The sequence below is a fragment of the Edaphobacter sp. FHG110511_03 genome (genome assembly GCF_059115365.1).
The window spans coordinates 394769-420406 of sequence record NZ_JBZYWL010000004.1 but is presented as its reverse complement, the minus strand read 5'-3'; the positions used below and the strand labels follow the sequence as shown (position 1 = coordinate 420406).

At 57.9% G+C, this 25638-nt stretch carries 21 protein-coding genes and 1 tRNA gene; 6 read left to right on the top strand and 16 right to left on the bottom strand.

Features of this window, described 5'->3' with window-relative positions; all coding sequences use genetic code 11:
- Positions 1-912 (bottom strand): N-acetylglucosamine kinase, encoded by a 912-nt coding sequence (locus AC5S26_RS18670; RefSeq protein ID WP_494186436.1) that lies wholly within the window; start codon positions 910-912, stop codon positions 1-3.
- Positions 913-1130: 218 nt separating this feature from the next.
- On the opposite strand from AC5S26_RS18670, the gene AC5S26_RS18665 reads away from it, so the two are divergent.
- On the top strand, positions 1131-2021 hold the full coding sequence (locus AC5S26_RS18665) for an amidohydrolase family protein (RefSeq protein ID WP_494186435.1): 891 nt from the start codon (positions 1131-1133) through the stop codon (positions 2019-2021).
- A gap of 21 nt (positions 2022-2042) precedes the next feature.
- Entirely contained in the window at positions 2043-3590 is a 1548-nt protein-coding gene (garD, locus tag AC5S26_RS18660; protein ID WP_494186434.1) for a galactarate dehydratase, read from the top strand.
- 6 nt (positions 3591-3596) lie between these two features.
- Here garD and AC5S26_RS18655 read toward each other — a convergent pair whose 3' ends face one another.
- From AC5S26_RS18655 to AC5S26_RS18640, 4 genes are all read right to left on the bottom strand, one after another.
- Positions 3597-4895: an enolase C-terminal domain-like protein gene (locus tag AC5S26_RS18655; RefSeq protein ID WP_494186433.1), complete on the bottom strand. Its 1299-nt coding sequence runs from the start codon at positions 4893-4895 to the stop codon at positions 3597-3599.
- Positions 4896-4933: 38 nt separating this feature from the next.
- Entirely contained in the window at positions 4934-6298 is a 1365-nt protein-coding gene (locus tag AC5S26_RS18650; protein ID WP_494186432.1) for an MFS transporter, read from the bottom strand.
- Positions 6298-7212, bottom strand: coding sequence for a 5-dehydro-4-deoxyglucarate dehydratase (gene kdgD / locus AC5S26_RS18645; protein WP_494186431.1), 915 nt, complete (start codon positions 7210-7212; stop codon positions 6298-6300). The genes AC5S26_RS18650 and kdgD overlap by 1 nt, the downstream gene beginning before the upstream one ends.
- Before the next feature lie 83 nt (positions 7213-7295).
- On the bottom strand, positions 7296-8249 hold the full coding sequence (locus AC5S26_RS18640; protein WP_494186430.1) for a 2-keto-3-deoxygluconate permease: 954 nt from the start codon (positions 8247-8249) through the stop codon (positions 7296-7298).
- Between the two features lie 280 nt (positions 8250-8529).
- Here AC5S26_RS18640 and AC5S26_RS18635 point away from each other — a divergent pair, with 280 nt between their 5' ends.
- Positions 8530-9771: an NAD(P)/FAD-dependent oxidoreductase gene (locus AC5S26_RS18635; RefSeq protein WP_494186429.1), complete on the top strand. Its 1242-nt coding sequence runs from the start codon at positions 8530-8532 to the stop codon at positions 9769-9771.
- A 272-nt stretch (positions 9772-10043) separates the two neighbouring features.
- Here AC5S26_RS18635 and AC5S26_RS18630 read toward each other — a convergent pair whose 3' ends face one another.
- The 9 genes from AC5S26_RS18630 to AC5S26_RS18590 form a co-directional block, all read right to left on the bottom strand.
- Positions 10044-11033 carry a glycosyltransferase family 2 protein gene (locus tag AC5S26_RS18630; protein ID WP_494186428.1) on the bottom strand — a complete coding sequence of 330 codons (990 nt, stop codon included), beginning with the start codon at positions 11031-11033 and terminating at the stop codon, positions 10044-10046.
- Positions 11034-11060: 27 nt separating this feature from the next.
- On the bottom strand, positions 11061-11777 hold the full coding sequence (locus AC5S26_RS18625) for a nucleotidyltransferase family protein (RefSeq protein WP_494186427.1): 717 nt from the start codon (positions 11775-11777) through the stop codon (positions 11061-11063).
- A 3-nt stretch (positions 11778-11780) separates the two neighbouring features.
- The gene (locus AC5S26_RS18620; protein ID WP_494186426.1) at positions 11781-12737 is read right to left on the bottom strand and encodes a polysaccharide biosynthesis protein; all 957 of its coding nucleotides are present in this window, start codon (positions 12735-12737) and stop codon (positions 11781-11783) included.
- A 618-nt stretch (positions 12738-13355) separates the two neighbouring features.
- Positions 13356-13431 (bottom strand) — tRNA-Ala (locus AC5S26_RS18615).
- Positions 13432-13529: 98 nt separating this feature from the next.
- Positions 13530-13787, bottom strand: a complete 258-nt coding sequence (locus tag AC5S26_RS18610) for a hypothetical protein (protein WP_494186425.1) — start codon at positions 13785-13787, stop codon at positions 13530-13532.
- Positions 13784-14794 (bottom strand): class 1 fructose-bisphosphatase, encoded by a 1011-nt coding sequence (gene fbp, locus AC5S26_RS18605; protein ID WP_494186424.1) that lies wholly within the window; start codon positions 14792-14794, stop codon positions 13784-13786. Before fbp ends, AC5S26_RS18610 begins: the two co-directional genes overlap by 4 nt.
- Positions 14795-14918: 124 nt before the next feature.
- Positions 14919-16985 carry a M13 family metallopeptidase gene (locus AC5S26_RS18600; RefSeq protein WP_494186423.1) on the bottom strand — a complete coding sequence of 689 codons (2067 nt, stop codon included), beginning with the start codon at positions 16983-16985 and terminating at the stop codon, positions 14919-14921.
- Between the two features lie 197 nt (positions 16986-17182).
- A complete protein-coding gene (locus AC5S26_RS18595; protein ID WP_494186422.1) occupies positions 17183-18490 on the bottom strand; it encodes a M24 family metallopeptidase in 1308 nt (435 codons plus the stop codon).
- Between the two features lie 96 nt (positions 18491-18586).
- On the bottom strand, positions 18587-20464 hold the full coding sequence (locus AC5S26_RS18590) for a M14 family metallopeptidase (RefSeq protein WP_494186421.1): 1878 nt from the start codon (positions 20462-20464) through the stop codon (positions 18587-18589).
- 205 nt (positions 20465-20669) lie between these two features.
- Here AC5S26_RS18590 and AC5S26_RS18585 point away from each other — a divergent pair, with 205 nt between their 5' ends.
- Complete coding sequence (locus tag AC5S26_RS18585) at positions 20670-21470, top strand: GNAT family N-acetyltransferase (RefSeq protein WP_494186420.1); 801 nt, start codon at positions 20670-20672, stop codon at positions 21468-21470.
- 105 nt (positions 21471-21575) lie between these two features.
- Positions 21576-22244, top strand: coding sequence for an O-methyltransferase (locus tag AC5S26_RS18580; protein ID WP_494186419.1), 669 nt, complete (start codon positions 21576-21578; stop codon positions 22242-22244).
- Positions 22245-22428: 184 nt separating this feature from the next.
- Here the strand turns inward: AC5S26_RS18580 and ispF are convergent, their stop codons facing one another.
- Positions 22429-23046, bottom strand: a complete 618-nt coding sequence (gene ispF, locus AC5S26_RS18575; protein ID WP_494186418.1) for a 2-C-methyl-D-erythritol 2,4-cyclodiphosphate synthase — start codon at positions 23044-23046, stop codon at positions 22429-22431.
- Positions 23043-23759 carry a 2-C-methyl-D-erythritol 4-phosphate cytidylyltransferase gene (gene ispD / locus AC5S26_RS18570; protein WP_494186417.1) on the bottom strand — a complete coding sequence of 239 codons (717 nt, stop codon included), beginning with the start codon at positions 23757-23759 and terminating at the stop codon, positions 23043-23045. The genes ispF and ispD overlap by 4 nt, the downstream gene beginning before the upstream one ends.
- 80 nt (positions 23760-23839) lie before the next feature.
- On the opposite strand from ispD, the gene AC5S26_RS18565 reads away from it, so the two are divergent.
- Positions 23840-25621 (top strand): MutS-related protein, encoded by a 1782-nt coding sequence (locus AC5S26_RS18565; protein WP_494186416.1) that lies wholly within the window; start codon positions 23840-23842, stop codon positions 25619-25621.
- The last annotated feature ends 17 nt before the right edge of the window (positions 25622-25638 follow it).

The following is a 25638-nucleotide window of genomic DNA, read 5'->3' as shown; positions in this document are numbered from 1 at the left end:
TTAGCCGTGACGAGCCCGCCACAACGCACCGAGTATTGGATCCACCATCCCTGGAACGACCTTCAGGCTGGGAAGATCGCGTCTCAGGATCTCGACGATTCCTTCGCGTATCGGCGCCACATGCTCCAGGATGCTTCCCGTAAATGCCAGGTCGGGAACCCAGTCAGGGCGGCTATCCATGCGCCGAAGACGGTTGACGATCAGGCGCGCCAGGTGCGCCAGCTCTTCAGCCTCGCGGCGAAGCACGCCCTGCGCTACCGCATCGCCTGAGGCTGCGCACGAAACCACGACAGGCGCAAGCTTGGTAAAGTCCGGTGCGGGAACCTGATTGGCGTACGCCACCAGTTCATCAAAGTTGGCAAGATTCCAGAGCTTCAGGATCGCGGGCAAAAGCGTGGTCTCGCGCTCTTCATCTAGCGCCAAAGCAGCATCACGCAGCGCCTGCTGCCCGATGCGAGAGCCCGACCCCTGATCGGACAGCGCCGGCCCCCAGCCCCCAGCCGTCGTCAGCTCACCACCAGCCGTGCGCCCGGCTACGTTTGACCCCGTTCCAGCCATCACCAGGACGCCCGGTCCGCCGAAGAAGGCTCCATCGAGGGCGATCTCCACATCTCCCACCAGGATCAGCGATCCGCCAACACGCTCTGCAAAGATCTTGCGAATCCAATCCGTGACCAGGGCCACGGTTACCCCAGCCGCGCCCACGCAGCTTCGACTGACAGCCTGAATGGAGACTCCGCTCTTCTCCTCAAGCTCGCGGATTGCCTGGGCGAAGTTTTCCTCCGCGGTCGTTGCGTCGGTGCGCATGCGCTTAATCGTGCCGCCGCGAACGCGTGCAAGTTCCCGCGTCTCATCGGCCAATACATACTCTGTCTTCGTCCCGCCCAAATCTACTGCCACGTAAAGCGCCAACGACTCATCCTCGTGCTGTGGTCTCTGCCCTCACCCACTCGTGAGGGGACGCCTCATCGTAAATGACACAGCAGAAAATCGGAATTTTCCTTTTGCGTGGGGCCAATTCGCTCAAAGCCTCTACGCCCAGTCGCGAGTCATCGGTAAAGCTTCGATGTCGTCCAGAGCGCCTTTTATTTATAAGAAACGGTAAGCTTTAGCTTTTGGGGAAATTTCCGATGGATCGCCGGTCTTTTCTTGCCAGCTCGGTCAAGTACGCGCTCGCCAGCCGTGGGCTGGACCTCGTGCATCCGACCACCCTTATCGACTCTCATGTCCATGTCTGGAAACACAGCGCGGAGTTTCCCTTTGCCGAGGGAGCGAAAGCTCCTGACTTCGATATCACCGCGGAAGATCTCCTGAAGTTGATGCAGGCAAATGGCGTGGCCCGCACCGTGCTGATCCAGGTGATTCACTACCGCTGGGACAATCGCTATCTCCTCGACGTACTCCACCGCCATCCAGGGAAATTTCACGGAGTCTGCAGAGTCAACCCGGAAGATGCTGCCTCGCCCGATCACCTCAGTCTGCTCACCGAAAAAGGATGCCGTGGAGTCAGGCTCAGTCCGGATGCGACGTCGAAGGGAGATTGGTTTCGCGGGCCTCTGATGGCGCCGCTTTGGCGGCGATGCGCACAGCTCAAGGTCCCGATGACATTGTTGCTGCCGACATCGCGACTACCGGATGCGGCTCCGTGGATTGAGAAGAATCCGGAGCTGACCGTGGTCATCGATCACATGGCGGATGTTCCGGCAGACGATCCGAAGCAGCTGCAACTTCTCCTGGCGATGGCTCGTTATCCTCGTGTCTACGTGAAGATCTCGCACATGTGGTCACTCTCCCATAAGCCGTATCCTTACCCGGACCTTACGGAGCAGATTCTGCGACTGCGCGATGCCTTCGGGGCAAACCGCCTGATGTGGGGAACGGATTGGCCGATTCTCGGCGAGAAGCTTGCCTATGATCGCAGAGTCGAGCTCTATCGCGACCATTTAGGATTTCTATCAAGTTCAGAACGGTCAGACGTCCTGTATAAGACAGTCCAGCGAGTATGGCCGTTTGGCCTGTAACGAGAAGAGACAGGGTTCATCATGCAAAGCAACACCCAGCCGCGCTATATCCAGGTCCATCCTTTAGACAACGTCGCTATTGTTGTGAACGAAGGCGGCCTGCCTGCGGGAACGGCTTTTGAATCGGGTTTGATACTGCGGGAAGCCGTGCCTGAGGCGCATAAGGTTGCTCTGACGGTAATACCTGAAGGCGCTCCGGTGACTCGATATGGTGTAACCATCGGCCATGCCGCGAAAGAGATCGCTGCGGGCAGCTGGGTGCACGAAGGCATTCTCACGCTGCCTCAGGCGCCTGAGCTGGATCATCTCCCCTCTCCCCGTGCGCCTCTTCCCTCTCCAGACCCGCTCGATGGCTTTACCTTCGAGGGCTACGTCAATGACGATGGGACCGTCGGCACAAAGAATATTCTTGGCATCAGCACCACGGTCCAGTGCGTCTCGGCGACCGTGGAGTACGCGGTCAAGAAGATCAAGGCAGAATTGCTTCCCAGATATCCTTACGTTGACGATGTGGTCGCGATTACGCACCTCTACGGATGCGGTGTTGCGATCGACGCGCCAGGCGCGGAGATTCCGATCCGAACGCTGCGCAATCTCAGCCTCAATCCCAACCTGGGCGGCGCGCCTATGGTCGTCAGCCTCGGCTGCGAGAAGCTGCAGCCTGCCCGGATGCTGCCCAGCAGCACGCTGCCGGTCCTCTCTGCCCAGCCTTATGTTGTTCGCTTACAGGACGACGAGCACCACAGCTTTGGGGACATGGTTCAGGCCATCATGAAGATGGCAGAAGAACGGCTGGTCCAGCTCAATCACCGTCGCCGCGTCACGCGACCGGCATCGGATCTGGTCGTCGGCCTGCAGTGCGGTGGAAGCGATGCTTTTTCAGGGGTGACAGCAAATCCCGCTGTCGGCTATGCTGCGGACCTGTTGGTACGGGCCGGGGCGACAGTGATGTTTTCTGAAGTCACTGAAGTTCGCGATGCCATCGACCTGCTTACAGCGCGCGCTGCCTCTCCTGAAGTTGCACAAGGCCTCGTCCGCGAGATGGAGTGGTACGACAGATATCTCGAGCGTGGCTCAGTGGATCGCAGTGCAAATCCAACTCCCGGCAATAAGAGCGGAGGCCTCACCAACATTGTGGAGAAGGCGCTCGGCTCCATCGTGAAATCCGGAACCAGCCCGATCAGCGGCGTCTTCGGACCCGGGGAGAGAGTCACGACCAAGGGGCTCGTCTTCGCCGCGACTCCCGCAAGCGACTTCGTCTGCGGAACGCTTCAGCTGGCCGCTTCGATGAACATGCACGTCTTCACTACCGGACGCGGAACGCCTTATGGGTTGGCCATGGCCCCGGTCATCAAGGTCGCTTCAAGAACAGCTCTGGCTGAGCGATGGTCCGATCTGATCGACATCGATGCAGGAACCATCGCAACCGGAAAGGCCACCATTCAAGAGGTTGGAGAGCAGATCTTCCATCTGATTCTGGACGTAGCCAGCGGCCGCAGGGAGACCTGGGCGGATCATTGGGGACTTCACAATGAGTTTGCGCTCTTCAATCCCGCGCCCATTACCTAGACGGGTTCAGCAGAGACAGGGCCGCTTGGGATCGAACTTCCAGTTCGGCTTTAAAAACTGCATGGCAGAGGCATCATCTCGCGCCCCAAGCCCGACCTTTAAATACAGCTGATGCGCCGCTTCTACCTGCTCCATATCGAGTTCGACCCCGAGTCCGGGCCTCTCGGGCACAACTATTTTGCCAGCTTCAATCTTCAGTGGATCCACCGTGAGCCTTTGGCCATCCTGCCAGATCCAGTGCGTATCGATTGCGGTCACTCTTCCCGGAGCCGCGGCTGCGACATGGGTAAACATGGCGAGCGAAACATCGAAGTGGTTATTGGAGTGCGATCCCCAGGTGAGCCCCCACTCCCGACAGAACTGGGCCACCTGCACGGAACCCTGCATCGTCCAGAAATGCGGATCGGCTAGCGGGATATCTACCGCATGCAGCTCGGCGGCATACCTCAGCTGACGCCAGTCAGTAGCGATCATGTTTGTCGCCGTGGGCATCCCGGTCGCTCGGCGGAACTCGGCCATGATCTCCCGTCCGGAGAATCCTCTCTCCGCGCCGCAGGGATCTTCCGCATACGCCAGGACGTCACGCTTGCCGCTGCAAAGCCGTATCGCCTCATCCAGAGACCAGGCCCCATTCGGGTCGAGCGTAATGCGCGCCTCGGGGAAACGCTCAGCCAAGGCCGTGACTGTCTCTATCTCCTGTTCTCCAGGCAGAACTCCACCCTTCAGCTTGAAGTCCCTGAATCCATATCGCATCTCCGCAGCTTCGGCCAGCCTTAGGACGGCGTCCGTCGTCAAGGCCTCCTCATGCCGCAGGCGCATCCATGCATCGCGACCGTCCGTGCCGCTCTCATACGGCAGGTTGGTCTTCTGCCTGTCACCGATGTAGAAGAGATAGCCCAGTACCTCCACGCTGCTGCGCTGTTGCCCTTCTCCCAGAAGTTCGGCAACGGGAACACCGAGGAACTTCCCCAACAAATCCAGCAGCGCCGACTCAATCGCTGTCACTGCATGGACCGTAGTTCTCAGGTCGAAGGTCTGCAGGCCGCGACCTTCTGTATCGCGATCCGCGAAACGGTCTCGCACGGCATTCAGAATTCGTTTGTAAAAAGCGACCTTTTCGCCCTCTACCAGGGAACGGCTTTCTTCCAGCACCTCGCTGATCTTTTCACCGCCGGGAACCTCGCCTACACCGACCGCGCCGGTATCGTCCGTGATGACAACCAGGTTTCGCGTGAAGTAAGGAGCGTGCGCACCGCTTAGGTTCAGCAGCATCGAGTCCCGACCCGCCACCGGGATCACACGCATTGTCTTTATTCGAGGAGACTCTCGCCCAGTCAGCTCCATCATGCTCTTCCGCTCGCAGGTTCCGGCAGCTTCAAGTCGACACGTTTGATCTCACCCACAATCGGCAGGTAGGCGACGATGGCCATCAGAGCCGTAGCCACCACAAAGATCAGGGCATCGTGGAACGAGCCCGTTCGCTTGACGATGTACCCAATGATGATCGGCGTTGTAATTCCAGCAAGATTGCCGATCAGGTTGAACAATCCGCCATTCACGCCGATCAGCGGCTTCGGGGACGTATCCGCGATGACCGTCCAACCCAGGGCACCGAAGCCTTTGCCGAAGAAGGCCAGGGACATCAAGACCATGACCACCCATTGAGCATTGGCATAGTTGCAGCCGATCATCGTAACTGACAGCAGCATGCCCGCTACAATCGGCACCTTGCGCGCGAACGATAGAGAGTGCCCGGCCTGAAGAAGTTTGTCGGATACAACGCCACCCAGGATGCCACCGACGAAGCCACACAGCGCAGGGAGTGCCGCCATAATCCCCACCTTGGTGATGGACATGTGGCGCGCCTGGCTGAGGTAGACGGGAAACCATGTAAGGAAGAACCACGTCAGCGTGGTGATGCAATATTGGCCAAGGTAGATGCCGACGAGCATGCGATTGCTCAAAAGCATTCGAATAGCGGCCCACGTGAGCTTAGGCGCCCTCTGTGTCGAACCTGCCGCGGGATCGATGTTGACCAGGCCACCGCCCTGCTCAATGAAATCGACCTCGCCTTGGTTGATGCGAGGATGCGCCTTTACTCCATAGACGACCTTGTGCCAGACAAAGCTGAGCAGGATTCCCGCCGCACCCACGAACCAGAAACACTGTTTCCAGCCCCAGTAATTGGTAATCCACCCAAGAATCGGCGCGAACAGGACAAGCGAAAAATACTGCGACGCATTGAAGATAGCCGAAGCCCGTCCGCGTTCCGCCGTGGGAAACCAGCTCGCGACGATACGGCCGTTGCCGGGAAACACTGGCGACTGCACAAGTCCTGACACCAAACGCAGACCGAAGATGACGAGGAAGGCTGCGGCGGCCGGCAGATAACCAGCGAATCCTGCGAGAAACGCGCAGATCGACCACAAGACGATACTTGCCCCATACACGCGTTTCGATCCGAAGCGGTCGAGCAGGCCGCCTGCCGGTAGCTGTCCCACGACGTAAGCCCAGCTGAAGCCCGAGAACAGATATCCCAACTTCACGGCATCCATATGCAGGTCTTTGGAAAAACTGATGCCTGCGATCGACAGCATCACCCGGTCGCCGTAGCTGAAGCAACTCGCGACAAACAGCATCAGCACGATGATGTAGCGGATGCGTGTTGACCTTTGCTCTACTGCTATCGACGCGCCCGGGCCCGTCATTATTTGAGAGTCCCGATCAACCGGGTCAGCTCATCCAGCTCCGCCTGGCTCAGGTCCACAAGTGGAGAACGCACTGGCCCTGCCGGCCTGCCGATCGCATTCATCCCGGCCTTCACGATGGACACGGCATATCCCTTCCGCCGATTGCGGATCCCGATATAGGGCAAAACAAATTCGCGCAGCCCGGCGTAGACCTTCTCCCGATCTCGCGCTCGGACAGCAGCGTAGAACTCCTGAGCGAACTTCGGAAGAAAGTTGAAGATCGCAGACGAGTAGGTTGTAACTCCCATCTCCAGGTACGGCAGCGCAAAGGTCTCCGCGGTCGGCAGGCCGCCAATATAGGTCAGGCGATCTCCCATCCGCGCATAGATTCGCGTCATCAGTTCAATGTCGCCGTAGCCGTCCTTGAAGCCGATGAGGTTGGGGCACCGCTCGCAGAGTTTTGCCAGCGTTACCTCGTCCATGATGGCGTTGTCGCGGTTATAGAAGATGACTCCAAGGCTTGTGGAAGCGCACACGGCTTCGGCGTGGGCAGCCAGTCCTGCCGCCTCGGAGTTCACCAGGTACGGCGGAAGCAGCAGGATACCGTCGGCTCCGGCGTTCTCGGCAGCCTTCGCGAACTCCTTCGCCATCGCGGTTCCGTAGCCGCATCCCGCAAGCACAGGAACGCGACCGGCAGTCTCGTCAACCGCAGCACGTATTACAGAAGAAAATTCTCCGAGCGCCAGCGAAAAGAACTCACCCGTGCCGCCGGCCGCGAAGAGTCCTGCAGGCTGGTATTCCAGCAGCCAGGAGATGTGCTGGCGATACGGCCCTTCTTCAAACTCAAAATCTTTTGTGAAATGCGTAACCGGAAAAGAGAGAAGACCCTCACCGATCTTCTTTGCCAACTCAGACGGACTCATCTTTGACATTCTTCATCCTGTACCCGAAAGTCGAATATCCAATATACCGCACAGAGCATTCACCTCTCCTCACCAGACGAATGCAAGCTGTTTCACCTGCCTGGTCCATTTGTGCGGCGATACCACCATGTGGTCAATACCGGAGCCAGCAGGCTGGTAATCACAACGCTGGATGCCACCAGCACCGTAGCCGGTTTTGCCGCCGTGGCATATTGGGGGTTGGCTGCCGCCACCAGCATAGGGACCGCAGCCGCATTGCCGGCGGTTGTTGCGGCTGCAATCCCCGCCGTGCCGTTTCCACCAATCCATCGATCCACGCAGACCATGGCGATCGCCGACACCAGAAGCGTCGCGACCCCGAGGAAAACACCCGCCAGCCCAGCCTTCCAAACGAGACGCAGGTCAAGCGTCGTGCCAAGCGCAAAGGCGAAGAAAGGAATCAGCACAGGAGCGCCGCTGCCCAGAAAATCGCGAAGCTCCAGGTCCAGGTTTCCAAGCACCATTCCCACGCACAAAGGCAAAACCGCCCCAAGCATCGTCTGCCACGGAAAAGAGGATAGACCTGCTACACCGAGGGTCACCATGGTGACAAACGGACCCGATTCAAGCGCCATGACCGAGTAAGCCGCAGCGTCTTCGACAGTGCCATAGCGCCGCATTAATGCCATGTAAAGACCGCCGTTGGTGTCATTGACGGCTGCTACGACGGCGAGCGTCGACAACCCCGCAAACCAGCCAGACTGCACAGGCTGCGTGCCCAGATAGTGCCCCAGAACCACTCCGCACAAGACTCCGAGAGCGACCTTGGTCGCCATCAGCGCGCCACCGCGCCTGACAACCATCGGTAGAGAATGGATGGAGATCGTTGCACCTATGCAGACATAGAAGACAGCCAGGATGGGCAACGCTCCGGTGAAAAGAGCGCCCGTGAACGAGCCGAAGAATCTTCCCATGTTGGGCGCCACTGTCGCCAGGAGCGCACCGCATGCGAGTGGCACCGTCATCAGGCCGCCGGGCACTCGTTCAACCGTCGCTTTGATCCTCATGAGTTCGCGTTACAAATATGCCCCATCTTGAGCTCAATCGTCACCTGGCAAACACAGGAATCGGATCTGACTACCTTCGTTGCAATCAATCCAGGAGACACCGCCCGTGTATTGGCCCAGCTTCTGTATCTATTCCCGCAAGGAAAGCGCGGTCTTCGTCTGTTGGTTCGATAGTGTCCGCATTTCGTCCAGATGGATTGGACAGACAACTTCCCACGACTACTCAGGTGTAATCTCAGGGCTGAACTCGAATCGTTCCTTGCTGCCGAGAGAGGAATCGTTGAAAGAACTTATCGTCAAATTGATGGGCAAAGCCAACTCCGCCGAAGCCTATCAGCTTCGAGATTTTCTACAGCGGAGTGGCTGTCTTTTTGAGTGGGTCGAGATGGGAAGCAATCAGCCGGCACGCGACCCTCTGGGCCGGGAACTGAGCAGTGATCAGCTACCAGTGTGTATCCTTCCGCAAGGGACAGTTCTCCACCGCCCGACGTTCCAGGAGCTTGCGAGAGCATTGGATTGGTTCGCGAGTCCCAAACTTCCGGAATATGACCTTGCAATTTATGGTGCAGGTCCTGCAGGTTTAAGCGCCGCTGTGTACGGAGCGTCAGAAGGACTTCGAACGATTCTCATAGAAAGGCTTGCAATCGGAGGCCAGGCTGCGAGTACCTCTCGCATTGAGAATTACCTGGGTTTCATAGATGGCATAAGCGGATGGGAGCTTGCACGAAGGGCTCGTCTGCAGGCTGAACGCTTCGGCGCAGAAATCATCATTACAGAAGAGTGTGTTGCCGGTGCGGTTCAAGATCGACTCGCGGTCGGAATACTGGCAAGCGGCGAGAGAGTACTCTCCAAGGCAGTTATTTGTGCCACAGGAGTGGAGTATCGAAGACTCGATCTACCGAATGAACGGGTATTCGTAAATAAAGGTTTGTACTATGGCGCAGGGGCTAGTGAAGCTGCGCTCCATACAGGACATATTTTTGTCGTGGGCGGTGGCAACTCAGCGGGACAGGCAGTCCTTCACTTCGCCCAGCATGCAAAGCAGGTGACTCTTCTTGTACGCGGAGCCTCTCTAAAGAACACACTGTCGGAATATCTATTGGAGAGGCTCCAAAAGTCGAGCAACGTACAGATTCTCACCGGTTGCGAACTAGTTGGGCTTGAGGGCGATGGAAAGCTGGAGGAGATTTCCTATCGCACGTCATCTGACAACCAAACTTACAAAGCGGTTACCAACGCTGTATTCCTTTGCATCGGCGGGAGCCCTAGAACCGACTGGGTTCCTCCTGGTGTACTACAACTGGATGCGGGTGGCTATATTCTTACTGGTCCGGACCTGTCGAAAGAGGGTGGCTCGCGGTGGAAGTTAGAGCGTCCACCTTTTTTTTTGGAAACGAATCTCAGCGGCGTCTTTGCAGCCGGAGATGTTCGCCACAACTCTATCAAACGATGCGCCACGGCTGTAGGAGAGGGCGCGATGGCTGTTTCGATGGTTCACCAATATCTCGCTACCAGGTCGTAACGCGAGATGCGGGTTTTGCGAGACGCGCCAGCCTCAACGCTTGGCTAAGACAAAGAAGAAGCAGACCGTACACCCTCAGTTTAAATCGCGATCGAGGGCGATTGATCTCCCGCTGTCGAGCAGAATCATGAGGCGACCGGACGAGATGACACGGGTATTGGTATCTATATCGAGTGTGGCCCACTCCTATTGAGAAGTGATGTGACCGCTAAAACGTCGTCATAACCCTCGTAGCCATAGTGCGGTGAAATCTGTGAATCACCGCACTACGCTCAAGGAGCAACAGAATCCAATGTTGTCTCAGGAGGATGAGTTGCCCTAATTGCAATGCTGATGGGAGCCGCTTCTTCCAGGTCCAAGGTATGACCTTTGCGTATCTGCCGAATATGTGCCCAGGTCGATGACGGCAGAGGATCCCGTTTACGGCGGATCATGGAGGGTGCGGCGATTCCTTCGCTCACCGCACGAAACCACAAATCAACCCACCCATATCGAACCGACAACACGCCATCTTTCAAAATACGCGGCCCGACAAAGGTGATCGCACGTGGCAGCGTGCAATTCTTCCACGCTGTCCAAATCTTGTTCCGTAGGAAGTAATAGTTGCGTTGGCTGCGGCTCTTGTTCTCGTGTCGACTTACCTGCAGTTCCACAGTCCCGATTGTGGGCACATAAAGCATGTCATAGCCGGCACGCAGAATGCGAAGCGAAAGATCTACGCTCTCGAAGCAGGCCCAAAAGTCGTCATCGTAACCGCCGGTGTCGCGGAGGGTTGAGGCTCTTATAAAGAGCGCGCCCTCACTGAAGTAGTCGGTCAAATGGAAGCGGTCTTTTCCGATCTCAAACGGTACCGGATGCCACCAGTGTTCACGAAGTGGGCTGCCGGGGTCCTCGACTCCCGCGATCCGCAATGTCAGAAGTCCCACCTTTGGGAACTGATCGAAGAGCGCCACGGCCTTGTGGATACACTCGGGATCCAGAACAATCATGTCGTTGTCGAGGGAAAGAATGAAATCTCCCTTCGCAGAACGAAAGCCCTCATTTCGGCCAGCAGTAGGAGAATCCACCGTCCGGCAAATCACGCGTACTCTCGAGCCGAACTCCTCCTGGATCATCTCCGGGGTTCCGTCAGTCGAGACGTTGTCAACAACGATCAATTCCAGCTCGGGCCAATTCAATCCGAGGCAACTGCTCAACGATTGACGTAAAAGATCCTTGCGGTTGTGGGTCAGTATGACTACTGAAACTGCCGGCATCTTCATATTGGGCTACCTTCTATATCGGAGAAATTAATCAAGGTACGACGCGGACGACATAATCATTTTTTTAGACGAGATTGCGATTTCGTTAATCGAGGACAGCTGCTCGAACGTGTCCACAGCAAACCAGCGCTTGGGATAGATTGACGAGCAATAGACCTGGCGTTTGGACATCAGCTGCTGCCAAACCGCGTAAAAGTCCTCCTGCTGTGAAGTGATGCGGTTGATCATCGCGGGATTGAGAACTTGAATCCCGGAGCAATACCTGTCGGATGGCGTATTCCGATCGAGCCTCGTCACTACATCCTCCTCTTGAAAGATATAGTCACCGTCCAGTCCCGGGACGGGAGCAACAGGAACGACCATGCACGCAGGGCTGTTATGCCGGGCGTATTCCCACTCCAGCTGTTCAAGATCGAGCTCCACCACGTTGTCGCAAGTCAGTACGAGCAGGGGTTCGTCCAAGTACTTGAGCATCGTGTTGTAGATCCACCAGGAGTTTCCCTTGCCGCTGGTGTTGTAAACGCAATCAACTCCCAGATCGATCACGTGCTCAGCGAGTTTCGGTCCTTTGTACCCAACAGTGATATGAATCACGTCAATGTGCCCACGAATCTGACGGATCCCATCGGCGATGAGTGTCGATCCTAGAAACGGGGCCATTGGTTTAGGGATGACAGCCGTAAGCGGCATCATACGAACGCCACGTCCGGCAGCCATAATGAGTGCATGTCGGATGCGTGCCATACGCTACACCCCCTCGAGTGACGGATTGCTAATTAAGTTCAGAATTTCAGCATCGGTCAGCCGGTCGGTATTTGCCGACGATAGTCCATAGGACACTGGCTTTTCCGCCTTCTCGTTGAAGGAGAGTAGATAGTGCGTGACGCCATCCAACTCCAATTCAGAGGTATAGGGAATCTCGATGTCGCCGATCAGGAATTCATCGTCGCGTTCGCCGGGACGTCCTGCCACCTTCTCCCAACTGCCGCCTTTATGCCCGACCCAGACGCGCAAGATGTCTTCTATTTGCGCCGCCTTCATTTTGCGGGCTAGTACTTTGCCCTGGAACCGGTCGGCGTTCTTCAGCGCTGCCAAAACGAGTTGAACGGATTCGTCAACAGTGAAAAACATCCGTCGCATCTCAGGGCCGGTCGTGCCTATGACGCCAGTCCTCTCGTGCATGCTTCTCCAAAGCGGAAATACCGACCCCGTGGACCATACAACATTGCCGAATCGCACGCAGACAAACCTGGTGTCCGTCATGCGATTACAAGAGCAGAAGATACGCTCCATAAGGGACTTGGACATGCCATAGGTATTGCGGACGGGAGGGGATGCCTTGTCCGTAGAGACGCCAACCACGGTTTCCACACCGCGTTCCATGGCGACCCGCGCGACGTTTTGCGAGCCAAGAACATTTACATCAATGCACTCCATGGGTTGGTGTTCCGCATTGTCCACGAATTTGGTCGCCGCGGCATGGATGATGATGTTAGGACGCGTTGCCACCACGATGTCACGAACTGACTCAATATTCGTTACGTCGAGTGGCACGGCTTCACAGCCCGTACGATCCTGAGCTTGCTTTGCGAGACTATTATTGCGGCCCGCGAGAATAATCCGATAGTCGGATTTCAATGCGAGTCCGAGCTTCTTACCGAGGAATCCAGTCCCGCCTGTGATCAGAATCGTTTTGTCGCTCAAAGAAGCTCTCCCTGAGAAGCCTGCCGAAAAACCACTCGCAACCCCAACCGGTTCCTGTGACGACCAAGACTCCGGCTGGGAATTTGGTTCTACGGCTGTACCTGCAATTAGGCACGTGCGTTACCAAATGGGATTACTAAATTGATGCATTGGACTATCAGCTAGAGTCCACGACGTAAATGCTTGCCGTTCAAACCGTTAGCGGCAAATCTCGGGACGGAGAAGATGGATTCAAAGACTGCTCATGGGAAGTAACGTCGTTTGCGAGGTCGGAGACTTTCTTGCACACATTTGCAATCCAATCGTCCGGCGGAATTTGTTTGCGGGGATAAGTGGATCAGTTGGGTATCGATTTCACAGTTCCATGACCTTCCCACAGACCTTCCCACCACACATCACCGAACTAGCAAAATCGCAGACAAGCCACGCGACGGTAATGTATCGCCGAAGATGCTTCAGCGCTATTCTCACCTTCGACTTCAGGCGAAAACGGAGCGCACTCGATTCGCTGTCATTGAGCGGCTTTTTGCAGATGGGTTGGAGGGTAGAACAGGAGGCTACGAATCAACGACACAAAAATGCCGGACCTCAAAGTCCGGCCTGCAACGTACTGATCTTTGGTGGAGCTGAGCGGGATCGAACCGCTGACCTCCTCGTTGCGAACGAGGCGCTCTCCCAGCTGAGCTACAGCCCCCAAACGACGCGAAACACGCTGCTTTCGCAGTACTTCAATGCGTCAAAACGACTTCTTGAGTGTATCAGGAAGCAAACTTTCCCTCAAACCTTAAGCCGTTAGGCTTTAGGGGCGACACGGCCTGTTACCACGGTCCCAGCCATCAGCGGCTTTTCCACCTGCAGCCACACCTCTCCACCGTCTTCGAGGGCACCGAATACCGGCACACAAAGCCGTGCACCGCTGCGAGCAACCGCCTCAAGCTCGCCTGTATCCCCTGCCCCGAACTCCGTTTTCTCAAGAAGAAGTTGCCAGTGTTGACGCCCTGAAACCTTGCGCTCTTCTCGAATATCCAGGACTACGCTCGAGAAACTCACGACGCCAGAGCCCCCGCTAATGCGCTCTGAAGCGCCTCCATCTCCTTGCGCCCACCAACACAGAAAGGTGTCCGCTGATGGATTCCGGCAGGTTTAATATCCAGAATGCGTCCTACGCCATTGGTTGCGATACCGCCCGCCTGCTCCGCGATAAAGGCCAGCGGATTCGCCTCATACAACAGCCGCAGCTTGCCCTTCGGCTGCTTCTCCGTCGGCGGATAGAGGAAGACTCCCCCCTTTAAAAGCGTGCGATGGAAGTCTGCAACCAGGCTGCCAATATAACGAGAGCTGTATGTCTTCCCCATGCCGCCCTCTCGCAGCATCGTCACATACGATCGGTATTCCTCCGGCCAGCTCCCCGCGTTCGCCTCGTTCACGGAGTAATAGCTTCCCTGCTCCGGCATCTGCATCCGTTCATTACTAAGGACGAACGCGCCGATCTTCGGATCGAGCGTGAAGCCGTGGACTCCATTTCCGGTTGTGTAGACCAGTACCGTCGACGGGCCATACACCACGTAACCTGCCGCCACCTGCCGGAAGCCTGGCTGCAGGATCGACTCCTCCAGCGTTCCCAGCTCCGCCGGCATCCTCCGCAGCACGCTGAAAATGGTACCGACATTCACGTTCACGTCTATATTGCTCGACCCATCCAGCGGATCGAAGACAAGAATATATTTGCCCGTCTCGGCATCGCGGTTGAACGTAACCGGCTCTTCATCCTCTTCACTCACCAGGGCGGCAACGCTGTCTCGTAGGCCCAGGCAGTGCAGCATCGCCTGGTTTGCGTACACGTCCAGCTTCTGCTGCTGTTCGCCCTGAACGTTTTCGACGCCGACTGCGCCCAGCACGTCGCTCAAACCAGCGGAGCGGATCTTCGCCTCGATCATCTTAGTCGCCAGCGTAATGCCGCTCAGCAGCCAGCTAAACGTTCCAGTCGCCTCGCGTCCAGTCGACTTCAACAGCTCCTGCTGTTGCTGAAGAATGTGCTGTTGTACCGTCGTGATCATCGCCATCCTCGTCCTTGCCTCAATAGAAAGGTGCATGCCTGGCGCTTAAAACTGCCAGGCCCAGATTCGAAGGCTATCACCTGTGCAACCTTCAATCCAGTACAGAGGCCTCCCGAGGTGCCCTCTACCAGATACGAACGCGTTTATCCGGAGCGAGATAGAGCTTCTCCGACGGCTTTACGTCGAAAGCTGCATACCATCCATCGATATTGCGAACCGTGGCGGCGCGGTACATGTCCGGCGCATGAGGATCGGTGAGGACCTCCTGGCGCAGCGCACTATCCCGCATCTTGGATTCCCAATTCTGCGCGAAGGCCAGGAAGAACTGCTGATCTCCGGTGAAGTGGTCTACGGTTGGCGCTACGGCCCCCTTCAGCGATGCATGAAAACCATCGAACGCAGCCGCCAGGCCAGCAACATCGGCGATATTCTCTCCCAGCGTCTGACGCCCATTCACCGCTAGATCCGGAAACGGTTTGTAGGTGTCATACTGCGCAGCCAACGTGGCGGTTGCGGCATTGAAGTGCGCGAAATCCTCCGGCGTCCACCAGTTGCGGACGCGGCCCTTCGAATCAAACGCCGCCCCCTCCGAATCGAAGGTGTGCGAGATCTCATGGCCTATGATCGTCCCGATGGCTCCGTAGTTGGCTGCTGCGGGTGCCTTGGGGTCGAAAAATGGCGGTTCAAGAATCGCAGCCGGAAAATTCAGTGCATTGTGAAGCGGAAGGTTCACGGCATTGACCGTCTGCGGCTCCATCGTCCACTCCTTGCGGTCAACAGGCTGGCCAATGCGCGAGATCTCGTAGTGATACTGAAAGAGGTTGGCCCTCCAGACGTTGCCGAAGAGATCGTCGGGCTTCACTTCATACCCCGCGTACGATCTCCACTTATCGGGATAGCCGACCGAGACTTGCAACGTCCCCAGCTTCGTCAGGGCCTCTTTCTTCGTAGCCTCCGCCATCCACGCAATGTTCTCCAGACGCTGGTGGAAAGCGACAAGAAGATTGGCGACCAGAGCCTGCGCCTGAGCCTTCGCCTCGGGGCTGAAGTACTGCTTCGCATAAAGCTCGCCAACCGCATCGCCGAGAATTCCATTCACCAGCATCACGCCGCGAATATCGCGGGGACGCTGCTGTGAAACCCCTGTAAGTACCGTTCCCGTGAAGGCAAAGCGCTCGCTTGCGATAGCGGAAGGGAGCGTCCCGCCATAGGCCTCGAGCAGGTGATACGCCAGCAGATCCTTCCATGCATCCACCGACTCGCTCTGAACCAGCGCGGCCTCGCCCGTAAACGCCGTCGGCTGCCAGACGATGAAGCTTGATTGCTTCTCCAGCCCCGCCGCATGGAAGAACTCAGCCCAATCGAGCCCGGGAGCCTTCGTGGAGAAATCCGCGATCGTCCAGACGTTATTCGCCTTGTGAATATTCTGCGAGTCAGCCAGAGAGATCTGTCTCTCCGCAATGTCATGCTCCAGAGCCACCACGCGTGCAGCGCGAGCTTCTCCGTCGGATAAGCCCGCAAGCTCGAACATCTTCGCGATATGCGTCTTGTATTTGGCCCGGATATCGACCATATGCGGACTATCCAGGAGGTAGTAATCGCGGTTCGGCAGCTGCAGGCCGCCTTGCAGCAGATACGGAGCATAGTACTCGGAGTCGTTGAATCCCGGCGCGACCCACAAGCCGAAGATATTTGCCGTATGGAAGTTCGTGTTGTTCAACGCGTCCACGTCCGCTCGAATCGATAGCCCAAGCGCGTGTGCGAGCTCCTGCGGCGTATGGATCGCGGCAATCGCATCGAGCTGCGGCTTGATCGGAGCAAGGCCGTGCGCCTCGATTTCCTGCTCGTCCATGTATGAGTGGTAAAGATCGGCGATGCGGCGTACATCGGAACCAACCGCGGCCTTCGATTGGGCTGCCTGTTCAATAATCTGGGCCACGCGATGGTTGCTGCGATCTACCAGCTGGTTGAAGGCCCCCAGCGAAGTGCGGTCTGCGGGCAGCTCCGTTCGCTTGATCCAGGCCCCGTTGGCATACAGGTAAAAGTCATCGCCAGGACGAACTGCGCTGTCGATATTCGAGACGGCGATGCCATGGGAAGTTGCCGTGGCGTTGGAAGTTTTCTGTGCTTGTGCAGAAATCAGAGGAAGTGCGAGAACGCATGCGGCGAGAGTCTTGCGAGAAAAGAACATGAAGGCGTGAAACTCCGTTGCGTAGGATGCGGCTGCGCGATCCACAGTCATAGCGCAGAAAAAGAGACTATATCAAGAATTCCGTCAAAAACGAGAGCTTCCATGAAGCAATGGGCATCTCTGTGACGAGGCGCACAAGAAAGCGGGGGGCACGCTAACCTCGATGCGTGTCCCCCCAAACTGTATCCTTCCAGGGCTTAAGCCTTCGCAAAAGGCTCTTCGAGTGAAGGGCTCTGCGGGGTGAACATATCGCCTCCGTTAGGAGTCACCACCCAATCGTCTTCCAGCCGAATCCCGAACTCGCCGACGATGTAGATACCCGGCTCATCGGAGAAAGTCATACCCGCCTCAAGAGGCAGATTGTTTCCCCTTACTAGATACGGCCATTCGTGTCCGTCCATCCCGATCCCGTGGCCCAGCCGATGGGTAAAGTGCTTGTAATCCGGACCGAAGCCGGCGTCCGTAATCACCTTGCGCGCAGCATCGTCCACAGCATGGCAGGGAGCCCCGGCCTTTCCTGCCGCCAGTGCCGCAGCCTGTGCTTTGTGGACCACATCGAAGACTTGCTTCTGCTTGTCCGTCGCCTTACCCAGAACGAACGAGCGCGAGATATCCGACTGGTATCCCTCCACCATGCATCCGTCATCCAGAAGAATGATCTGCCCCTCCCGAATCACCTGCGGTTGCAGCGAGCCATGCGGAAGCGCCGAATACTCGGCCACCTGGCACGAGGCATATCCGGGAAATCCCGTCCTCATATAAGCAGCCGAAATCAAGTCGGAGACCTGCCGGTTGGTCATGCCCGGTTCCAAAGACTTCCAGGCAGTCTCGTACACATTAAGCGTGTTGTCATTGGCCAGGCGCATCAACGCCAGCTCGGCGGCCGACTTCACCGCCCGGCAGCCTGCTGTAACCGGAGTTCCGCTTACAGCCGTGAGAGTGGGACTGGCATGGGCAATTCCGTCCGAAAACGCGAACTGCGTACGCTCCTCAACCCCGATCCTGCCCGTCGTGATTCCCGCATCCTTCAGAGCCTTCGCCAGCAACGTGTAAGGGCTCTCATCTTCGTTCCACGTATAGACCTTCGTCGTCGACGCCTGCGGCAGCGTCGCGGGCTTGGCCTCCATACGCTCGCGCACACGCCCTTCTTCGAAGACCGGGCAGACGACAAAAGGACTTCCTTTCACCGGAAGAACCCAGGCAAAGAAGCGTTCCGACTGTCCCCAGCGCAGTCCCGTGAAATAGGCAAGCGAGGTGCCCGTGCAGATCACCAGCGCATCGATCTTGTCTTTCGCCAGCAGTTCACGAGCGCGCTCAATGCGATGTTCCCGCTCCTCCAGGCTGATCGGCGTTGCCTCAGAGGTGCGATTGGTCAGAGCAGCAATCGCGGGAGGAAGCTGCTTCATGCTGGGAGAAGGACCGGAGGGACGCTGCGCCTGCAGCGACAAAGACGGCGCTGCGGCTGCTGCGGAGGCGGCGAGAAGAAAACTTCGTCTGGATGGCATGAGCGGATTGTAACCAATTCATGCACTCATTCCATCCGTCATTCTTAAGCTGAAGCGAAGAATCCCTGTATTTCGCTCAAACCGTCTTAAAGGCAATTACTTTCCCAGCGGAACACCCTGCAGGCTCCCCAGCCTCCCCACCGGGTACAGCCCCACACGATTGGCTGCATACCATGGCGAGCGTTCGTAGAAGAACTCCAGCCGGGCCTCGGAGCTCGCCGCAAACGCCGGATCGCTTGAAACCTTTCTCTCGAACTCCGCCTTCAGCTTCGGGTCTTTCGCCATCATCTCCCGCGCCAGCTCCTCCAGCACGTAAGCCTCGCCGTACTCCTTCTGCTCGAAGATGGGATCGAAGAATCCCCACTGCATTGCCGAATCCGGAGCAGCCGGCTCCAGCCATGCCATCGCCACGCGCGACAGACGCTGATTCAACCGCACCACCGCCGATCCCGCAGGAAAGCTCATCTTCTCCCGCACCAGCACACAGCTTCCAAACTTGCCCGGGTCGTGCTGCGCCTCCCCATTGAACGTCGGGTGTCTGCCCTCGAACGGCTGCCCCTGCCAACTCATCCCCGCGCAGCGATAGGTCTCTACTGTCCCACTCCACGCCGCCGTCGTGCGCGTCATCTCCACCTGGTGCGCAGCTAGCACATCGATCACCTGCGTCCACTGCGCCGGAATGATGTACGCAGCCGGAGGCGTCGTCTCAACCGCCACCTTGAATCCCGTCCTTGCCGGCAGGGAGACATTCCACGGCTCATGCGTATACCGCACCCACATCGCGCCCGAAACCCCGCTCAGCTCTCGCGTGTATTTGTAACCCCGAAAGAGGAACGGTGTCGTCTGCCCTCCCCATTCCAGTGCCAGCGGGTACTTCACATTGCTCAGCGGATGCGAACCCATCGCCTCAGCCTCTCTGTCCGCCGCCGCATTCAGTGCCAGCAGCTTGTCGGCGTCACGATTCACCAGGTCCATCAGTCCAGCCAGAATCTCGTAGTTTCCTGTCACCCGCGTCCGGTAATCCTTCAGCATGTGCAGCTCCACCAGCATTCCCGGACGCCCTTCAAGGATCGTGTATCCGGTCGAAAACCGTGGCGGATTATCGTTGAACCCCAACCCCTCCGCGGGGTTGTTGTCATTCACCAGATTGATATAGGTAGGCGAAGCCAGATGTCCATGGGCATCGACATACTTTTCGAGCGTCGGCGTAGCCACCTCATCCACCCACTTCGCGGTTCCCGCGGGAAGGTTCGGCCCGTCGTCGATCGTAAACGTTACGTCATACTGATAGTCCGCTCCGTCGGTCACATGATCGTCGACAAAGAAGTCCGGCATCCATCGATGGAACATCGCCATGAATGCGCGCGTCTCCGGCGCGTCGGCTTTAAGATAGTCGCGATTCAGATTCAGGTTCGTCCCGTTACCGCGCCATCCCATCTCCAGCGGGCCTTCCTGGTTGATGCGGTTGTATCGGCTCCGGCGTTCATGCCCGTCTGCGTTGTACATCGGGATAAATACAAACACCGCCCGCTCCAGCAGCGCCGCCTTCGACTTCGCGATCACCATGTCGCGCAGCAGCGCCAGACAGGCATCCTTGCCATCCATCTCTCCTGCATGGATCGAATTCTGCACCAGCACGATGGGTCGTTTCGCCGCGTGAATCGCCGCCGGGTCGAATACTCCATCCCGCGAGACGATCACAATATCCAGCTCGCGTCCCTCGCCGGTCTTCCCAAACGGCTCGATCTTTACTTCACCCTGAGCCGCCGCCTCAACTCGCTTCAGGTATGCCCTCGTTTCGCCGTAGTCGGGAGTCGTCGCATAGCAGCTCTTCTCCGCAGGTGTCGCCCACTCGTCGCGCACTGTGCATGGCGCTGCCGTCGGAGCATCCATCAGGCGTGGCTTCGCCACGGTCTGCCCATGCACCACACCACCGAAGACCATCATGGCCAACAGACTCAACCCGATCCGCATTGCCGCTCCTTACATACGTTGCGTTTAATCCCTATGCACCACGCTAGCATCTCGCCACCAATCACCCTTACATCCTGACTTCGCCTGGAATAAATCACGCATCTTCGGGTTTACTCAACATAACGGCAGATCGCTCGTCGAAAATCGGCCACTGTCGGCTCTGGCATATTTCGAATCAGCGCACAATAAAACGAAGGAATACCAAATGGAAGACCAAAAAAAAGCAGAAGCTCGCGAATCCATGGAACAGTATCTTTCCGTCTGGAAGAAGCTGGTCGCAGAGGTACCTGATCCGGATCTTGGAGACAGGCCAGGCTTGTCCATCCGCTGGGCCGATAGTGCATTTCCCTTTTGGAATGCTATCTTTCTCAACGAACAGCTCGACGATTCTGAAGTTCTTGCATCACGCCTTCACGATGCCGCCCTCTATATGCGGCAGAAGCGCCATGCCGGCCTCATTTACATCTTTGAAAGTTCTCTGAGCCCCTCCACCAAAGGAACGCTGCCGCAGATTCTGAAGCGTATAGGCTTTGAACCCGCGTTGCCGATCACGGGTATGGCAGGCGATCTCTTCCCTTTATCTGCACCATCTCACCCGACTCTACGGATACACCGCGTGACCGACGAAGCCGGGTTGCTCGCATACGCACAAGTGAACTGTGCAGCCTACGGCTTCCCTCTGGAAGCAGCTCAGACAGCCCTCAAAGGCTCTGAGCTTTGGAAGCAGTCCTTTACCTACATGGGATATGAAAACGGGAGACCCGTCACGACGGCTTCAGCCATTGTGAATGACGGGGCTCTTTATCTTGCCTTGGTTGCAACGATCCCCGAAGCGCGCGGAAACGGCTATGCGGAAGCCATCGTTCGCCACGCCCTGCATAACGCCCATCGGGCAACGGGACTGACTCGATCCATTCTGCATGCAACGGATGCCGGATTTCCGGTCTACAAGCGCGTTGGATATCACGCCACAGCCAGAATCATGGCGTACAAACCATCGAACTGACGCTGGATACCCACCGTGCAGGGAGTCATCCATCACCCGACCCATCAGCCCAGGTACATCAGGACTGTACAGGGCATCTCCTAAAATCTATCCTTGGGTTTATCTATGGATCAGAATCTCTGGAACTCCGTCGACCGCTACCTTACAGACACGCTCATCTCTCCAGACCAACGCATCGAGGACGCGCTTGAGGCCAATGCCTGCGCCGGTCTCCCCGCCATCGATGTCGCTCCGAACCAGGGCAAGCTGCTCCATCTTCTTGCCCGCGTCCAGGGAGCACGCCGCATCCTCGAGATCGGAACCCTCGGCGGCTACTCCACCATCTGGCTCGCGCGTGCCCTACCTGCGGACGGACAGCTTATCACCCTCGAGCTCGAGCCGAAACATGCCGCCGTTGCCGGCTCAAACGTTCAGCGTGCCGGCCTCTCCTCGCTGGTCGATATTCGCGTCGGCCCTGCACTCGAATCTCTTGCCGCGCTTCACGCTGAAAAGCCCGCACCCTTCGACTTCATCTTCCTCGATGCCGACAAGCCCAATAATCCCAGCTACCTCGAATGGGCGATCAAGCTCTCCCGTCCCGGTACCCTCATCCTCGGAGACAACGTAGTCCGTGAGGGCGCCATCGTTGACGAAGCCGACACCGATGACCGCGTCAAAGGAACCCGCACTTTTCTCGAAAAACTCGGCGCACATCCCCGCCTCGACGCGACGGCAATCCAGACCGTCGGAGTCAAAGGCTACGATGGCTTCGCCCTCGCTATCGTCAAGCCCTGACATTCGTCGCCCTTAAGCCGTCATCCCGCAGCTTCTCTTGGCGTCATTCCGTTGCTGCTTCTGCCGTCATTCCGAACGAAGCCGAGGAATCCCTGTATTTCGTCCGTAGCGCCACGAAATCCAAAGGTCACCACGAATACCCAGGTCTCGAATTCTGAGACCTGGATTCGCAGAACCTCGCAACCTACGTCAAATCATCCGTATCGAAGGCTGGCCGTTTCCGCCCCAGCGCCGAAATATCCCGCGAATCTCCCACCAGCCCCTTCACCACCTCGTTGATCTCGTCCTCCACATCGGCGGTCGCGACCATCTGTCCCGGGGTATCCGTCAGCTTCACGCTCTCCAGCAACACCGTTGCGTGCGCAACCGCAACATGATCCTGGTTCAGCCCCTCGGGCGTCTTGGCCTTGATTCCGACCTCGCCCGGTTTTACTCCCAGCAGCTCGGCCACGCGCTCCCGTAGTTCTCCCGCAATGGGAACGATCTTCGGCTGTGCCATCACCAGCACCGTGTCGATATTCACGATCTTGTATCCCGCCGTCGCCACCTCTTCCAGCGCGGTCTGAAGGAAGATGTGCGAGGCCGCGCCCTTCCACCGTGGATCGCTCGGCGGAAAAAACGTCCCGATATCCCCCGCCGACACCGCTCCCAGCAGCGCATCGGTGATCGCATGCAGCAGCACGTCGCCGTCCGAGTGTCCGGCCAGCCCTTCGGGATGCTCTATCGCCAGCCCCCCAATCACAAGAGGAACGCCTGGCTTGAACGAATGCGAGTCGAACCCGTACCCGATTCTCATGCTCATCGCGCACCTGCCTGCTGGAGATAAAACTCCGCCAGCTCGATATCTCCGGGTTGCGTGATCTTGAAGTTCTTTGCCGACCCCAACACCACCGCCACCTCCACGCCAGCTCGTTCCAGCAGGCTCGCCTCATCAGTACCGGCGAATCCATCGGTCTCCGCCTCGGCAAAGGCACGCCGCAGCAATTCCACGCGCGCCCCCTGGGGTGTCTGTGCCAGCACGATTCTCTCGCGCGGAATCGTAGCCGTCACAATTGCGCCCTCGGCCGTACGCTCCACCTGCTTGATGGTATCCACGGCAGGCAGCCCAACAATCGCCGCGCCATGCCGCTCCACTGCGTCGATCGTTCGCTCAATGGTCGCCGCGTCTATCAGCGGCCGCACCGCGTCGTGCACCAGGACAAGGTCGTCATCACTACTTTCAAGCGCGGCCAGCGCATTGCCCACGGACTCCTGCCGCGAATCGCCACCCTCTACGACATGGACTCGAGGCCCCAGCTTATGTTCCCGAATCTGCTCCTCAACCCGTTCAAGCTCCGTCGGCCGCACCGCGACACACACGGCATCCACACGGGAGACCTCAAGGAACGCCTTCACCGAGCGCACCAGGACCGGAACGCCGCCAACAGTCAAAAATTGCTTCGGAGCGGTCGCATGAGAACCGGCAGCCATTCGCGTACCGATCCCCGCCGCCGGAAGAATGACAAAAACTCGCATAACCTGCGAAGTATACAAGATTACGGTTCAATTTCTTCGTGTATGCCGTGTCTTGGCCGTCATCTGGTAATAATGGCTCTGTGCCGGACCCCACGCTGCCATCAGAGAAATATCATCAACGGCAAGGCGCTCGCGAGCTCCGGGTCGCCCACTTCGAAAGAATTCACCTCCGCCTCGGCAACCTTCGCCTCCTCCTGGTGGTTCTGCAGATTGCCATGATCTGGCTCTATCTCCGACCCCATCGTTTTTCGGCCGGTTGGCTCTTCGTTCCCACCCTGCTCTTCATTGCAACCGCAATCTTCCACGCGAAGATCCTGCAAAGGCAGTCTCTCGCCAAACGCGCCGTAGATTTCTACCGCCGGGGTCTCGCTCGCATCGAAGACCGCTGGCCGGGCATGGGTCAGCGCGGAGACCGCTTCGACGTCTCCAGCCATCTCTATGCCGCCGACCTCGATCTCTTCGGGCATGGAAGCCTCTTCGAGCTGCTCTCCGCCGCCCGCACTCGCATGGGCGAAGACACTCTCGCCAACTGGCTGCTCAATCCCTCTCCGGTCTCAGCCATCGGGGAACGCCAAGCCTCCATCGCCGACCTCCGCAACCGCCTCGACTTCCGCGAAGACATGGCTGTCTGCAGCGAAGACCTCCAGGCCGCAGTCCATCCCGAAGAGCTCTCTCGCTGGGCTCAATCTCCCCTGCAGCTCCAAAGCAGATTCGTCCGCTGGCTCGCTCTCCTGCTCTCCCTCCTGATGCTCGCGGCCGCAGCCTATTGGATCACCACAGAAGATAAGCTTCCCTTCTTCGCGGTTCTCTTCGTCGAAGGCATCGTAGTCCTCCTTCACCGCGCACGGGTCAACACCATCCTCCATCAGGCCGAGCACGCCCTGGCCGACCTGCGCCTGCTCTCCTGTCTCCTCGCCCGCATCGAGAAGGAGCCGTTGGAAGCTCCACCGCTCCAGGCATTGAGAGACCGGCTCTCCACCCATCAGGTCACGGCATCGGAAGCCATCGCCCGTCTCGACACCATCGGGCAATACATCCAGTCGCTCGAAAATCCGCTCATGCGGCTGATCGACATTCCCTTTCTCTACTCCGTCCAGCTGGCCTTCATCGCCGATGCCTGGCGCCATCGCTTCGGTGCTGCAGTCGTCTCCTGGCTCTCTACTCTCGGAGAGATGGAAGCCCTGCTCTCACTGGCAACCTACAGCTACGAACACCCCGCCGATCCCTTTCCACGCTTCGCCTCCGGAGAGCCATCCTTCCAGGCCACAGCACTCGGACACCCTCTCATTCCCGCTTCGCGCTGCGTCCGCAACGACATCGCCCTCGGAGGTCAGCAACGAGTCGTCCTCATCAGCGGCTCCAACATGTCCGGCAAGAGCACCCTCATGCGCTCTGTAGGCATCAACACCGTCCTCGCCATGGCGGGAGCGCCTGTTCGCGCCGCATCGCTCCAGCTAACACCTCTGCGTGTCGGCGCCAGCATCCTCGTCAACGACTCCCTGCAAGAAGGCAGTTCACGCTTCTACGCAGAGATCACGCGCCTCCGCGACATCCGCGACCTCTCCGTCCAGGACCCGCCGCTCCTCTTCCTGCTCGATGAACTGCTCCAGGGAACCAACTCCCGCGACCGCCTCATCGGAGCCGAAGGCATCCTCAACGCACTGCTCGCCACCAGCGCCATCGGCATCATCAGCACCCACGACCTCGCTCTCACTGAGCTCAAAAGCGGCTTGCTCCACAACATGCACTTTCAGGATGAGATCGAAGACGGCAAGATGAAGTTTGACTTCAAGCTGCGCGATGGCGCGGTCACCCGCAGCAACGGAGTCGAACTGATGCGCCTCATCGGCCTCGATGTCTAGGCGCACCACAGAACTGG

Coding starts and splice junctions, on each gene's coding strand:
- AC5S26_RS18650 (WP_494186432.1), bottom strand. CDS start 6,298: ATGACGGGCCCGGGCGCGTCGATAGCAGTAGAGCAAAGGTCAACACGC.
- kdgD (WP_494186431.1), bottom strand. CDS start 7,212: ATGTCAAAGATGAGTCCGTCTGAGTTGGCAAAGAAGATCGGTGAGGGT.
- AC5S26_RS18630 (WP_494186428.1), bottom strand. CDS start 11,033: ATGAAGATGCCGGCAGTTTCAGTAGTCATACTGACCCACAACCGCAAG.
- AC5S26_RS18655 (WP_494186433.1), bottom strand. CDS start 4,895: ATGCGTGTGATCCCGGTGGCGGGTCGGGACTCGATGCTGCTGAACCTA.
- AC5S26_RS18595 (WP_494186422.1), bottom strand. CDS start 18,490: ATGCCATCCAGACGAAGTTTTCTTCTCGCCGCCTCCGCAGCAGCCGCA.
- AC5S26_RS18625 (WP_494186427.1), bottom strand. CDS start 11,777: ATGGCACGCATCCGACATGCACTCATTATGGCTGCCGGACGTGGCGTT.
- AC5S26_RS18580 (WP_494186419.1), top strand. CDS start 21,576: ATGGATCAGAATCTCTGGAACTCCGTCGACCGCTACCTTACAGACACG.
- fbp (WP_494186424.1), bottom strand. CDS start 14,794: ATGATCACGACGGTACAACAGCACATTCTTCAGCAACAGCAGGAGCTG.
- AC5S26_RS18585 (WP_494186420.1), top strand. CDS start 20,670: ATGGAAGACCAAAAAAAAGCAGAAGCTCGCGAATCCATGGAACAGTAT.
- ispF (WP_494186418.1), bottom strand. CDS start 23,046: ATGAGCATGAGAATCGGGTACGGGTTCGACTCGCATTCGTTCAAGCCA.
- ispD (WP_494186417.1), bottom strand. CDS start 23,759: ATGCGAGTTTTTGTCATTCTTCCGGCGGCGGGGATCGGTACGCGAATG.
- garD (WP_494186434.1), top strand. CDS start 2,043: ATGCAAAGCAACACCCAGCCGCGCTATATCCAGGTCCATCCTTTAGAC.
- AC5S26_RS18640 (WP_494186430.1), bottom strand. CDS start 8,249: ATGAGGATCAAAGCGACGGTTGAACGAGTGCCCGGCGGCCTGATGACG.
- AC5S26_RS18590 (WP_494186421.1), bottom strand. CDS start 20,464: ATGCGGATCGGGTTGAGTCTGTTGGCCATGATGGTCTTCGGTGGTGTG.
- AC5S26_RS18600 (WP_494186423.1), bottom strand. CDS start 16,985: ATGTTCTTTTCTCGCAAGACTCTCGCCGCATGCGTTCTCGCACTTCCT.
- AC5S26_RS18665 (WP_494186435.1), top strand. CDS start 1,131: ATGGATCGCCGGTCTTTTCTTGCCAGCTCGGTCAAGTACGCGCTCGCC.